The organism is Flavobacterium aquatile LMG 4008 = ATCC 11947 (assembly GCF_000757385.1).
GTDB classification, from domain to species: Bacteria; Bacteroidota; Bacteroidia; order Flavobacteriales; family Flavobacteriaceae; genus Flavobacterium; species Flavobacterium aquatile.
This window is the reverse complement of sequence record NZ_JRHH01000005.1, coordinates 164,014-178,115: the sequence shown is the minus strand read 5'-3', so window position 1 is coordinate 178,115 and position 14,102 is coordinate 164,014. Positions and strand designations below refer to the sequence as shown.

The 14,102-nt window shown below is 33.2% G+C and carries 11 protein-coding genes; 4 read left to right on the top strand and 7 right to left on the bottom strand.

From position 1 onward, the window contains the following. Positions 1-14 precede the first annotated feature (14 nt). Together LG45_RS12685 and LG45_RS12680 are read left to right on the top strand one after the other, a co-directional pair. A complete protein-coding gene (locus LG45_RS12685; RefSeq protein WP_035127751.1) occupies positions 15-611 on the top strand; it encodes a Crp/Fnr family transcriptional regulator in 597 nt (198 codons plus the stop codon). Positions 612-825: 214 nt separating this feature from the next. After that, entirely contained in the window at positions 826-2,118 is a 1,293-nt protein-coding gene (locus LG45_RS12680; protein WP_035127749.1) for an aminopeptidase P family protein, read from the top strand. Between the two features lie 72 nt (positions 2,119-2,190). Here LG45_RS12680 and LG45_RS12675 read toward each other — a convergent pair whose 3' ends face one another. Continuing rightward, on the bottom strand, positions 2,191-2,583 hold the full coding sequence (locus tag LG45_RS12675; protein WP_035127746.1) for a DUF1398 domain-containing protein: 393 nt from the start codon (positions 2,581-2,583) through the stop codon (positions 2,191-2,193). A 140-nt stretch (positions 2,584-2,723) separates the two neighbouring features. Here LG45_RS12675 and LG45_RS12670 point away from each other — a divergent pair, with 140 nt between their 5' ends. After that, on the top strand, positions 2,724-3,506 hold the full coding sequence (locus LG45_RS12670) for an alpha/beta fold hydrolase (RefSeq protein ID WP_035127744.1): 783 nt from the start codon (positions 2,724-2,726) through the stop codon (positions 3,504-3,506). An 82-nt stretch (positions 3,507-3,588) separates the two neighbouring features. On the opposite strand, the gene LG45_RS12665 is transcribed toward LG45_RS12670, so the two are convergent. The 6 genes from LG45_RS12665 to LG45_RS12640 form a co-directional block, all read right to left on the bottom strand. Beyond that, entirely contained in the window at positions 3,589-6,345 is a 2,757-nt protein-coding gene (locus LG45_RS12665; RefSeq protein WP_035127741.1) for a PD-(D/E)XK nuclease family protein, read from the bottom strand. 63 nt (positions 6,346-6,408) lie between these two features. Continuing rightward, positions 6,409-7,809, bottom strand: coding sequence for an OmpA family protein (locus LG45_RS12660; protein WP_035127739.1), 1,401 nt, complete (start codon positions 7,807-7,809; stop codon positions 6,409-6,411). Positions 7,810-7,897: 88 nt separating this feature from the next. Further along, on the bottom strand, positions 7,898-9,091 hold the full coding sequence (kbl, locus tag LG45_RS12655; RefSeq protein WP_035127736.1) for a glycine C-acetyltransferase: 1,194 nt from the start codon (positions 9,089-9,091) through the stop codon (positions 7,898-7,900). Between the two features lie 36 nt (positions 9,092-9,127). Beyond that, positions 9,128-12,277 (bottom strand): UvrD-helicase domain-containing protein, encoded by a 3,150-nt coding sequence (locus LG45_RS12650; RefSeq protein ID WP_035127734.1) that lies wholly within the window; start codon positions 12,275-12,277, stop codon positions 9,128-9,130. Positions 12,278-12,323: 46 nt separating this feature from the next. Then, positions 12,324-12,608, bottom strand: a complete 285-nt coding sequence (locus tag LG45_RS12645; RefSeq protein ID WP_035127731.1) for a hypothetical protein — start codon at positions 12,606-12,608, stop codon at positions 12,324-12,326. A gap of 3 nt (positions 12,609-12,611) precedes the next feature. Beyond that, positions 12,612-13,139, bottom strand: a complete 528-nt coding sequence (locus LG45_RS12640) for a GNAT family N-acetyltransferase (RefSeq protein WP_035127729.1) — start codon at positions 13,137-13,139, stop codon at positions 12,612-12,614. 266 nt (positions 13,140-13,405) lie between these two features. Between LG45_RS12640 and LG45_RS12635 the strand changes: the two genes are divergently transcribed. After that, complete coding sequence (locus tag LG45_RS12635; RefSeq protein ID WP_035127727.1) at positions 13,406-14,014, top strand: superoxide dismutase; 609 nt, start codon at positions 13,406-13,408, stop codon at positions 14,012-14,014. The last annotated feature ends 88 nt before the right edge of the window (positions 14,015-14,102 follow it).

Genomic DNA, 14,102 nt, shown 5'->3' with positions numbered 1-14,102 from the left:
TGAAACTTTTACAGATGTCAGTTCCAAAATCTAATGATGCTTTTCTAAATTATTTGTGTCAATTTATTGATGTGAATGAGCAATCTATGGAAGAATTGATTACAAAAGCAAGAGCAACTTTCCAAGTTTTACATTTAAAGAAAAACGAATTCTTTGTCAAAGAAAATGAAGTTTGCCAATATTTCTGTTTTGTAGAAAGTGGCATTTTACAGCATTCTATAGAAGTATTGGACGAAGAAAAAACGACCTATTTAGCATTGAGAAACTCCGTTACATCTTCCTTAAGCAGTTTTTTATTTGGAAAACCTTCCAGAAAAAGCATTAAAGCTATTGCCGATTGCAAATTGTGGATTGTAGATTTGAAAACTTTCAAAGATTTAATTGAAAACAACAAAGCATTTCATCAATTTTATTACAATGTGATTGAAAAACAAATTTGTTTAATCGATGATTATCGAATTGATTTACTAACATTAAAACCTGAGGAACGTTACAAAAAACTATTAACCACTGAACCCAAATTACTTCAAGAAGTTCCGTTGCATTATTTATCCTCTTTCCTCGGAATTTCGTCGCGACATATGAGTCGTATTCGTAAAAACATAAATTAATGCTTACCGCAAATTCGAGAATTTTTGCTCTTTTAATTTGCTAATTAGCGGTTGATTAAAATAACGCCATTTGGCTACAACTTAAACTCAATTATTCCTTAATTTTGTATAGAATAAAGCTATTCACTAATTACTATTCACTAATTACTAAATAAAATGACATGAGCCATTAGGCGATTGCATATGACCATTAAAAAACAATAAAAACTTACATATGAAATACCATCAAATAGACCGTGATTTGTTTATTAAAAACAGAGCAAAATTCACGGCACAAATGAAACCTAATAGTGTTGCCGTTTTCAATTCTAACGATATTTACCCAGTTTCTGCGGATTCTACTTTGCCTTTTGCACAACATCGTGATATTTTTTATTTATCGGGCGTTGATCAAGAAGAAAGTATTTTGTTGCTTTTTCCGGATGCACCTTATGAGCATTTGAAAGAGATTTTATTCTTAAAAGAAACTAACGAACACATTGCAATTTGGGAAGGCGAAAAACTTACCAAAGAAAGAGCGTTTGAAGTGGCCGGAATTAAAACCGTTATTTGGTTGCAAGATTTTCATAAAACATTGAAAGAAGTTATGACGTATGCAGAAACCATTTACATCAACACTAACGAACATTATCGTGCGGTGATTGAAACCGAAACTCGTGAAGCGCGTTTTATCAAATGGTGGAAAGAAAATTATCCAGCGCATAAAGTCGAAAAATCGAATCCTATTTTGCAACGAATTCGTTCTATTAAAGAAAGCGAAGAGTTGGATTTAATCCAAGAAGCATGTAATATCACTGAAAAAGGTTTTAGAAGAATTTTGAATTTCGTGAAACCAAACGTAATGGAATATGAAATTGAAGCCGAATTTGCGCATGAATTTCTAAGAAATCGTTCCAAAGGTTTTGCTTATACACCAATTATTGCTTCGGGAAATAATGCTAATGTGTTGCATTACATTGAAAACAACCAACAATGTAATGCTGGCGATTTGATTTTGCTTGACGTTGGCGCAGAATACGCAAATTATTCAAGTGATATGACTAGAATGGTTCCTGTTTCGGGACGTTTTTCTGATAGACAAAAAGAAGTTTATAACGCGGTTTTACGTGTGAAAAATGAAGCTACAAAAATGTTAGTTCCAGGAACTTTATGGAAACAATATCATGTAGAAGTTGGTAAAATCATGACTTCAGAACTTTTAGGCCTAGGATTAATTGAAAAAGCTGATGTTCAAAATGAAAACCCAGATTGGCCAGCGTATAAAAAATATTTCATGCACGGAACGTCTCACCACATGGGATTAGACACGCACGATTATGGATTATTACACGAACCAATGCAAGCGAATATGGTATTCACCGTTGAACCAGGAATTTATATTCCGGCAGAAGGTTTCGGAATCCGTATTGAAGACGATATGGTGATTCAAGAAAAAGGTGAAGCATTCAACTTGATGCGCAATATTCCTATTGAAGTTGAGGAAATTGAATCGATAATGAATTCTTAATTTTAGAAAATAGATACAAGAAGAAAGAGAAAAGACGGTTTACTTAGGTGAGCCGTTTTTTTTGTTTAAAAACTAAACCGAAGGAATTACTTCCACAACCATTTCATTTCCTGCTTTGTCGTAATAACTGCAAGTCATTTTATCCATCACAACAATCCATTTTTCTACTCCAGATTTTGCGCAGTCGTTTAGGAAAGTCATGTAATCGGTTTTTCCTTGTTGGTGTGCTTTTAAATCCAATTTGAATTGCTCGATGTTGCTTTGATCGGCAATAGTCAATGTTTCTAAAAAACCAACTGATGACGTTTGAAAATCATTCGAACCATAATAAACGGTATGATTATCAAATACAAAGGTTTCAAACGAAGTTACTCCAAGTGCAATAATATCTTGAATATATTGAGGGAAATCGGCACCAGTTTTGGTTTTAGAATGCGCGTCTTTTATTTGTTGAACTGTGAACATAGGATTTTGTTTTTAGAATTGACATTGTAAAAATAAAATGTTTTTTAACACAAAAGGCATAAAAGTTTTTCTTGAGTGAATTTTATTTTTCTTTTGTGACTTTTGTGTTTGAAAAAAATTAAAGTCATAGTTTTGCACCCATGAAAACCACCATCTACAAAAACACCAAAATCACTTACACCGACCAAGGAAAAGGTACGGCTGTAGTTTTATTGCATGGTTTTTATGAAAATAAAGAAATGTGGAATGCTTTTGTGCCTGAGTTTTCTAAAAAACACCGCGTTATTGCTATCGATTTACTAGGTCACGGACAAACCGAATGTGTGGGTTACGTGCATTCTATGGAAGATCAAGCCGATATGGTGCATCACGTATTACACGAATTAAAAATTAGAAAAGCGGTTTTGGTTGGTCACTCTATGGGCGGTTATATTGCATTGGCTTTCGCCGAATTGTATCCAGATGCTATGAAAGGTTTGGTGCTTTTAAACTCTACTTCAAGAGCTGATAGCGACGAACGAAAAGCCAATCGTGACCGAGCGATTATTGCTGTAAAAAAGAATTATGTGGCTTGCATCCGAATGAGTGTTGCCAATTTATTCAGTGAGAAAAACCGTGAAATTCTTTTGGATGAAATTGAATATGTGAAGTTGGAAGCTTTAAAAACGCCACTTCAAGGTATTGTTGCTTGTCAAGAAGGCATGAAAATTAGAAAAGATAGAGAAGTGATTTTGCATTTTGCCAATTATCCAATGTTATTGATTTTAGGAAAAGAAGATCCGGTTTTGAATTACGATGAAAACGTTGACCAAATTGAAGGAACAAACGTAAAACTTCACACTTTTCCTGATGGACACATGAGTCATATTGAAAATAAGGAAGAATTGTCGGTGGTTTTGGGTGAGTTTTTAAAGAGAGTTTAACCACGAAGACACGAAGAATGCACTAAGGTCACGAAGCTTTGTGTTCTTTGTAAAAAAACTTTGTGAATTTTGTGGTAAAGATTTAAATCTTCTCCTCAAAAGCCACATCAACACTCAAAATCTCATTTAATAAAACCACAATTTCTTCAATATAACTTTCCATTATTTCGGGTGAAATTACTTCAAATGTTTCCTTACCTTCTTTAAATCCAAAAGGTAAAAATCCATTTTTTAAGTTTTTGAAAGAAATAATTCCGGCTTCGATTTCTAGACCTTTGGCGTCTTCTTCATACATGAATGCATAAGCAAGAATTTGTATGATTTTATCATTTTTAATGTCTTCTGTTAAGCCATTCCAAGATTTCAAAGTGACACTTGGTTTGGTAACATTTCCGGTTTTATAATCGATGATTCGGATTCTTCCATTTCGGTTTTCGATTCTATCAACGTTTCCTGCAATTTTTACTGGAAATGGTAAACTTGGATGTTCCAGAATTCTTCCCAAAGGTTTTTCTAAAGCAATAATCTGAATTTCATCACCGTTTTGAATGGCTTCCAATTCTAATTTTAGAAAATTCAACACATTTCGTTTGGCTACTTCAAAAGCTAGAAGATTTCTTCCTTTTTTGATTTCGCCTTCTTTGTACACCAATTTGAATTGTTTCAACACTTCATCATCGATATTCTTGATGCAAATTTTAATATCATTTTCAATTAAAATCTTACCGATAAAAGGTTTATACAATTCTTCTAAAGTTCCGTGAATGATGGTTCCGAGTGTATTTACAGCAATATTTTCTTCTACCTCATCGGTTTCAGAAATACGTAATATTCTTTGGAAATAAAACTGAATCGGATTTCGAATATAAGTTGTCAATGCTGAAGGAGAAAATCCTTTTTCGGCAATTTCTTTCAATCGCAATAGCACTTTTTCCGATTTTGGAATTACTAGTGGTTGATGCGCAATTTCAGGAACATTGGCATTGTAGGTTTGAAATGTCAAGTTGTGATTGGGTTGTTTTTCGACTTCCAATTGTGTGATGAATCGACTTCGTTCTCCTGCATCCAAACCTTCACTATCGGAATTATACAACAAATAAACGTTTTTAGCGCGTTGCAATAAATGATAGAAATGGTAGGTATAAATCGCATCTTTTTCTTTGAAAGTTGGCAAACCGTATTCCTTTTTAACATCATAAGGGATGAACGAATTCATACTTTTCCCAGCAGGAAATTTGCCTTCGTTTACCGATGTGATAATTACCGTTTCAAAATCGAGTACTCGACTTTCAAGAACTCCCATAATTTGCAATCCGTTCAAAGGTTCTCCTTCAAATGACACTTCGGCAACATCAATTACTTGCTTGTAAATGGCATATAAAGTTTCTACAGAATCTATATTTGAATTAGACGAAAAGTAAGAAATCATTTTGTTTATGACTTTGAAAATCGAATAAACAAAAGCATTTGTAATCTTTTCTTCTTCATTGTCTGAACTCAAATTGGATTTAATTTTGAGCAAAATCTGACTCAAATTTTCCAAAATAGCTACTGACGAACTATCCCATTTTTGAAAAATCAATTGAAATAATTCATTCTGATTTTCTTGTAATTCTAGGATTCGCTTGTGAACTATGAAGGTATAATTGTTCTGATTGATTCGATTTACCAACTCTTTAGCATTGATATACGGCTCAATCAATGGATGCGTTAAAATATCCAAAACATCTTTGTAATAAAACACATAACTCGACGCATTTCTTGAGATAGCATTGGTGTGTGCTTTAAAAAGTTTAGCAATTAGCAATTGCGCAGGATTATTTTTACTCGAATAACCCATCGTAATATTTAAAGCATCAACATTGGACGGAAGCGAATATAAAATAGGAACTAAAAGTGATTCTTCACCCAGAACTACCGCAACATTTTGAAGTTTTCCTTCGTTTTGAATACTTTGCTTTTCAATTATTTCGCCCACAATTTTGGCTTGACCAATAGCTTTTGGCGTACCAATAACTTGAATGTTCTTTTCTTGCTTAAAATCGTTTGTAATCCATTCATACGGATTGGTTTTATAATAAGGCCAAGTTGATTTAAATCTACGTTGAAAAAGTCCTGTATCGTGAAATGGATCGTTCAAAAAGGTTTCATCGATATCCCAATAAATTTTGGCTTTATCAATGGCTAGAAGATGTTGGATGATTTTCTCTTCGGCATGGTTCAAAGCATTGAATCCGGTGAAAAGAAATTTTTTATTTTTAATTGTTTCCGAAAAATGGTTGAGATTATCAACTGCTTCTCTATAGATTAAACCCTGGTAACCAATTCCTTTATTCAATAAATAATTGTAAAGTGAATGATAATAAAGAGGAAGTTTTTTCCAGAAAATTAAATATTTATCAATTAAGTCAGTTCGTTTGTCAATATCAACCGCCCAATGTTCAACTTCTTTTATGTTTTCTAGATATTTTAAAATCTTTTCAGGTTCAAGAAGATACCGATCAATTTCGTTGAAATCTTGAAGTAATGTTTTTGCCCAATTGGCAAAGGTTTCGAAAGATTCTTGGTCTTTTTCGGTTATTGAAAGATAGACATTATAAAATTCGAATAACAATTCGACGCTATCAATAGAACGAATTCCTGCAATGTCTTGCACAAAGTCTTCAATACTTATAATTTCAGGAGAAAATATGGTTTGAATTGTTTCTTTTTTTAGCTCATCAATTAAAAAAACTTTAGCTCTTCTGTTGGGCAGAATAACTACTAAATCTGAAAAATTATCAGAATAGTCGGCAATAATTACTTTAGCAAGTTTATTTAAAAATGAGTTATTATTCATTTTATAAATATAAAAAAACGCCCCGATAAATCGAGGCGTTTCTTGAAAATATTTTGGAAGAAATTATTTTACTAATTTCACTTCAACTCTTCTGTTGTTAGCTTTACCAGCTTTAGTTTTATTAGTATCAATTGGTTTAGTTTCACCATAACCAAGAGCAGATAATCTAAATTGGTCAATACCTTGTTCTTCTAAGTATTTTTTAACTGCATTCGCTCTAGCATCAGATAATCTTTGGTTAAAGTCATCTCCACCATCGCTATCTGTATGACCTTCGATGCTAAATTTAGAATAAGGATATTCTTTTAAGATAGCTGCGATAGATTGTAATACTGCGTAAGATTGTTGTTTGAAAGTATCTTTATTTGTATCAAACAAGATAGTTTTAGCATAATCATTTAATCTTTTGATAGCTTCATCAGAAACTTCAGGACAACCTTGATTAGCTACAGTACCTTTAACGTCTGGACATTTATCATCTTTATCTAAAACTGAATCTCCATCTCTATCTGGCCAAGGACAACCACCATTTTCTTTAGGACCTTTTACAGTAGGGCATTTATCGTCTTTATCAGCGATTCCGTCACCGTCAGCATCTGGACAACCATTTAAAGATTTTAATCCAGCAACTTCTGGACAAGCATCATCTTTATCAGCAATTCCGTCTCCATCAGTATCAGGACAACCGTTCATTTCAACTGAACCAGCTTCGTTTGGACATGCATCTTTACTATCTTCAATTCCGTCTCCGTCAGTATCAGGACATCCGTTGAAAGCTTTTAAACCTGGTACTTCTGGACAAGCATCATCTTTATCATAGATACCATCTTTATCAGTATCTTTAGCACCAAATTTGAAAGTTAAACCTAAGAAGTGTTGCATGTGAGTTGGAACTGCAGTAGCATCTTCTCTTGAATCAAATGAATATTTGTAAGAAGAAGTCCAAGAAAGACCAATTTGTTCAGTTAACCATAAAGTTAAACCTAAACCTCCGTTTACAGTACCACCTTTAGCGTCATCACCTAACCAAGTATAACCTCCACCTACGTGTGCAGAAGGATCAATTACTTTAGATTTAATTAAGCTTTGGAAGCTATACTTAACAGTACCATCAACTGCATAATAGTTTAAATCACCCGGATTTACTACTACGTAGTCTTGAAATGGAACTCTTTCAGGAACAAATCTAGAGATTTTGTTAACAGATCCTGTAACTCCAAATGTGAAGTTGTTTCCAACGTATCTAGATACATTTAAGTACGATACAGATGGAAGAATGTTCCAATATTTTTTTGCATCAAAGAATTGAGAAAATTGATTCTCGAATTTGTCAGCAGCACTGACTCTACCTCCGTCTACAGCGTTTGCTCCAAACCCAATAGCCCACTTGTTGTTGCTGTCTTGAGCTTGAGAACTTAATCCTAAAAGCATCAATAAAGCAAATAATTTGTTTAGATGTTTCATACTTAATTTTTGTTAGATTATAGATATAATTAAGACAAAAGTAATACCAATAATTGAATTATCAAAACGTTGTAGTAAAAATTCTACTTTATTCGATGATTTTTAGTGATTTACTCACTTCTGTAAAGGCATTTATTGCTTTGTCAAGATGTTCTTTAGTGTGCGCAGCAGACAATTGAACTCTAATACGCGCTTTATCTTTAGGAACTACTGGGTAAAAGAATCCTATAACATAAATTCCTTTTTTAAGGAGTTCCTCTGCCATCACTTGAGATAACTTAGCGTCATAAAGCATTACTGGTACAATTGCAGAATCTCCATCGATGAAGTCAATACCTGCTTTTCTCAAACCATCTTTGAAATAATTGGTATTCCATTCTAGTTTATCTCTTAAAGTGGTGTCTTTTTCTAAAAGTTCGAATACTTTAATAGAAGCTCCAACAATTGCTGGCGCTAATGAATTTGAAAACAAATACGGACGAGAACGCTGACGCAAAATTTCAATTACTTCTTTTTTTGCAGTTGTATATCCGCCCATTGCACCACCAAGCGCTTTTCCTAAAGTTCCTGTAATAATGTCAACTCTTCCCATTACGCCTTTTGCCTCAAGCGTTCCTTTTCCTGTTGCTCCGATGAAACCTGCAGCGTGACATTCGTCAACCATTACTAAAGCATCATATTTATCGGCTAAATCACAAATTTTATCCAATGGCGCAACTAATCCGTCCATTGAGAAAACTCCATCAGTTACAATAAGTTTGAAACGATGTCCAGCTTCAACTGCTTTTTTCAATTGACTTTCTAAATCTTCCATATTGGAATTTTCATAACGGTAACGTGCTGCTTTACACAAACGAACGCCATCAATAATAGAAGCGTGATTCAAAGAATCTGAAATAATACAATCTTCTTCTCCTAATAATGGTTCGAAAACACCACCATTCGCATCAAAAGCTGCTGCGTATAAGATTGTGTCTTCCGTTCCATAAAATTCAGCAATCTTTTTTTCTAGTGTTTTGTGAATATCTTGAGTTCCACAAATGAAACGCACAGACGACATTCCGAAGCCGTGAGAATCTAAAGCATCTTTTGCTGCTTGAACCACTTCTGGATGTGATGATAATCCTAAATAGTTGTTGGCACAAAAGTTTAAAACCGTTTCGCCATTAACTGTAATTTCTGCTCCTTGTGGAGAAGTAATGATGCGTTCTTTTTTGAAAATACCATTTTGCTCAATAGTATTTAGTTCGTTTTGCAGGTGTTGTTGAATTTTTCCGTACATATTTTTAGTTTATTGTTTGTCGTTTATTGTTTGTGGCTACAAATGTAACACTTCAATTGTTTCTCCTATATATATGAGCGATTTTTTCTCGACTTTGTAACCCATATCTTCGATAGATTTTTGATAATTTTCGAGTTGGGTTTTATGTTTTGGCAAATGTAGTCCAGTTTTATAATCCAAAAGATACACTCTTTTGTCTTTCGAAATTGACATTCTATCGGGTTTTACGATGTTTCCTTGCTTTTGGATGATTGTTTGCTCATTCATCACTTTATGTTCCTCTGAAAAATAATCGGATAATTCTTTGTGATTTACAATCTCATAAATCGTTGCTAAAACTTCCTCTTTCTGACTTGAAATTATCAATCCGTTTTCGATGGCTTTTGTAATTGCCAAATCGATGTCGTTTTTAGTTTTTACGAATGCCAAAATTTCGTGAATGATGTTTCCAAATTCAATGGCTTTTTGTTGTTTGGTATTCCACATGATGCTTTCGCGTTGGGCAATTTTGATATTTTTCGGATTTAATGTTTCCGAAAGTTGCGGAATTGTCAAGGCATTTGAAACTGCTTCTTTTGTTGTCGAGATTTTTTCATTCGAGCCAAATTCATATTCTAACTGTTCTTCTTTGAATTCGTTTCCTAAAAATTCGATAAAGAACGTTGCCATATTATTAGGCAATTCTCCTTTGCTGTTTTCAGAAACCAATCCTGAAATTACATACAATTGTTCTTCAGCACGTGTTAATGCAACATAAAGAACATTTATATTGTCTAATAAATCTTCTTCTTTTTTCTGATTGTAAACTTTTGATGCTTCTTCGCCAAAATTCTCGACGTCTTTGTTTTTAGAAACTAGTGCTTTTGGCAAACCAATTTGTTCTTCATCGGCTGTAATCCAAATTTTATCACCTAAATTTTGCGAATAATTTTGTTCTGCAAATGGAAAAATCACTACTGGAAATTCCAAACCTTTCGATTTATGAATCGTCATAATTCGAACGGCATCATTTCCTTCAGGTGATGGAATGCTTAATTTTTCTGAATTGTTTTCCCAATAACTAAGAAAATCAGAAATTCCCGATTGCTTTTTTAAATCGTGTTCCAAAATCAAATCCAAGAAATATTGCACGTAGGCATTTCGTTTTTCAATCGGAATAACTTTTGAAATTATGATTTCTGTTGCTTCGTAAAGTGCTTTTTTTCGAATGTTTTGAAACGAAAAATCCACATCAATTTCGGTCAACCAATTTTGAAATTCCAATTCGTTTTTCAATTCCATTCCTTTGGAAATAAAATCGTTGATTGGCAATGCCAATTGATGATTATTTGCCAAATAATACAAGAAATTAGCTTTCGATTCTAAATCATTTGAATTTTTTAAATATCGCAATATATAAATACAGGTTTGCACTTCGGAAGACGCACCAAGTAATAAACTTTCAGAAGAAACTATAGGAATTCCGTTTTCAATTAAATGATTTGCAATAGCTGTTCCTGGTTTTTTATTTCGAGTTAAAATTACGATGTCTTTATAATTGAATCCATTGGCTTTTACTTTCAAAATGGTATTTAAGGTTGCTTCTAAATACAAATCGTTTTTGTCCAAACTATCTTCATCGGAAACTTCTTCTTTATCGATTTTTGGAATAAAACTCACATTTACATAACCACCTTTTTTATCATTAAATTCTTGATGGGAATGGTTCTCATACAAATCTTTGTAATCTTCATTGGAAAATTTGGATGCTAAAAATTTGAAAAACTTATTGTTAAAATCAATCACTTGATCATAGCTTCGCCAGTTAATTCCGAGTGGAAAAAGTTCTTTACTTGGATTTACAAACGGATTTTTATCTTTACTTAATTCGATAAATTGTTCGGCTTTTCCGCCACGCCAACGATAAATCGATTGTTTCGGATCACCAACAATCATGAGTGAACCTCGAGTTCCATCCAAATCTTCGCTAGAAAGTGCGTTGTCAATTAGCGGAATTAAATTCTGCCATTGCATTTCAGACGTATCTTGAAATTCATCAATGAAAAAGTGTTTGTATTTCTCACCCAAACGCTCATAAATAAACGGCGCAGGTTGGTTTTGAATTTGCTCGTTAATCAATTTGTTGAATTCGGCAATGGAAAGTATATTTTGCTCTTTTTGAATCTCTTGCAATTTATTGCTCAAGGTATTCATCAAGGAAAGTGGCGTAATGTTTTTTAAGAACGCTTCGTAGAAATTTTTCTTTTCAAATTTGGTGTAAATCGATTTTAAAATTGCCAACAATTCAGGAATAACGCTTTCGATAATTGATTTATCTGACGCTTTACTATTTATTTGAATATCCTCAAACTCATAAAACATTTTGTTATTTGGATTGAACTGACCTTCTTTAATTTTATTCAAATGATTTGGAAAAGTTCCTCTTGAAAACGATTTTAAATCAATCCCTTTATTTTCTATCAAAAGTAATGCTTCTGTAGCTTGAGCGATGGTTTCGGCTTCAATTTCTTTACAAAATTCTACTAACTTATTTTTGATTTCAACAAATTCAGAAATTGATTTATTATTAAAATGACTTATTTCTTCTCGATTATTTTCGTTCAAAATTAGTTTACCGGTTTCCATAATTTCGCGCGAAACGTCCCACGATTTATCATCGTCGGTTTTTTCCATCGTGAAATTCACTAGAAGATTGGTCAAAGTTTCGTCTTCGCCAGCTTGAGCAATAATAGCATCAACGGCTTCTGTTAAAAGGTTTTCGGTATCGAGAGAAACATCGAACGTTATGGGTAAATTCAAATCATGTGCAAAGGCCCGAATGACTTTGTGAGTGAATTTATCGATGGTAGAAATATCAAAAGCTGCGTAATTGTGAATTAGGTGTTTGATGATGTTTTTGGCTTTCTGTTTGATGTCAAATAACGAAATTCCGGTTTCTGAATGAATAACTTGCATTAAATTCAGCACCTTTTCCGAAGGATTTTCTTTAGCGAATTCCGACAAACTATCAACCACACGACTTTTCATTTCGTGCACCGCTTTATTGGTAAAAGTAATCGCGAGAATATTGCGATAGGCGTCCTGTTTCTTAGACAAAAGAATGATTTTGAGGTATTCTTTTACCAAAGTGTAGGTTTTTCCCGACCCTGCGGATGCATCGTATATTGAGAAAGCTGGTTTAGTCATTTGATTTTTGATTGCTGATTAACGATTTTTGATTTTAGAATACCTACTAATCGTCATAAAATTTTGATTCAAGAATTTTTGATTGGTTGTTAAATTTAAAAACATATTTATCACCATTAATAATACTTGAATTATAAATTAAAATTAACTCAGATTTCTCAACAAATTTTTTATCTGGATTTCCCCAATAATCTTTAAAAAGTTCTAAATTAGTACCCAAATTTTGTTTTTCGAACTTATTTTCTTTTTCGAAATCCTTATAGACTACAACTCCCAAGATTAAAACGATTATCATCATTAAAATTGAAAAAGCATTGTTTAGTTTTTTCATTGTTTAAATCCTATCTTTTTTAATCTGATAAATATAATTCAATTTACTTTCTTCAACGAAATATTCTACTTCAAATTCGTCTATTTTTTCGCCTCCAATTTTTTCTAGCGCTTTTTGGGATCGAATGTTGTTGGCTCCGATGTGAAAATAAATGGTGTCGACATATTGAAAAGCGTAGTTCATCATTAATTCTTTCAATGCTTTGTTGTAGCCTTTTCCCCAGAATTTTCTTCCTATAAAAGTGTAACCTATTAATATAGAATTAGTTTCGGGATTGTAATCATAAAATCGGCTGCTGCCAATGGGTTCGTTGGTGGAACTTTCTCGGATGAAAAAAGCACCTTGTGATTGCATTGCGCCATCAAAGAAATTTTGAAAAACTGGTTTTTGATAGCGCAATTTATTAGGATGTTGTTCCCATAGTAATTCATCGTTGGCTACTGAATAGAGTTCTTCAAAATCGGTTTCTTGTAGCGGAACTAATTTTACGAATTGATTTTGCAAATGTGTGGGTTGAATACTGAATGTCATAGTTTACCGAATTGTCTAGCCCAGATAGTAATGGAAAGCTTTGTGAAGGAAAATTATATTTTTTCTTGTTGTAAAAAAGCGACCAAAGGAAGCTCTTTTTACAGCTTAGAAAAAAATAATTTTACAAACAAACTTGCAATGGATAGCTGGAAATAGCTTCTTAAAAATTGATTTAATAAAATTATAACGTAATTGTGTAACTTTTTTTGAAGTTAAATTTATAACTTTGAATTCACTTATTATATAATCTTTTAAAAAAATATATTATGGCTTTTGAATTACCACAATTACCTTACGCTTACGACGCGTTAGAACCACATATTGATGCTAGAACAATGGAAATTCATCATTCTAAACATCACAATGCTTATACAACTAACTTGAATGCGGCTGTTGCTGGAACTGAGTTGGAAGGTTTATCGATTGAAAATCTGTTAATAAATCTTGATATGAAAAATGCTGCTGTTAGAAATAATGGTGGTGGTTTTTACAATCATAATTTGTTTTGGACAGTGATGTCTCCTGATGGTGGCGGTTTGCCAACTGGTGAATTACTTGAGGCGATTGAGAGAGATTTTAAATCGTTTGAGGAATTTAAAGCACGTTTTGCTAAAGCTGGAGCAACTCAATTTGGTAGTGGTTGGGCTTGGCTTTGTGTGAAAGAAAACGGAGAACTTGACATTTGCGGAACTCCAAACCAGGACAATACTTTGATGCCTGGTGTTGGTTGTGGCGGAACTCCAATTTTAGGAATGGACGTTTGGGAACATGCGTATTATTTAAATTATCAAAACCGTCGTCCAGATTATATTGAGGCATTTTTTAGCGTTATCAACTGGACCGAAGTTGCTAGAAGATATGCATTAGAGAAATAATCTAAAACATTTAGAATACTAAAAACCCGTTCACTTTGTAAAGCGAACGGGTTTCTTGCATTTATATTAAAAAGACGTCTACCAAGGC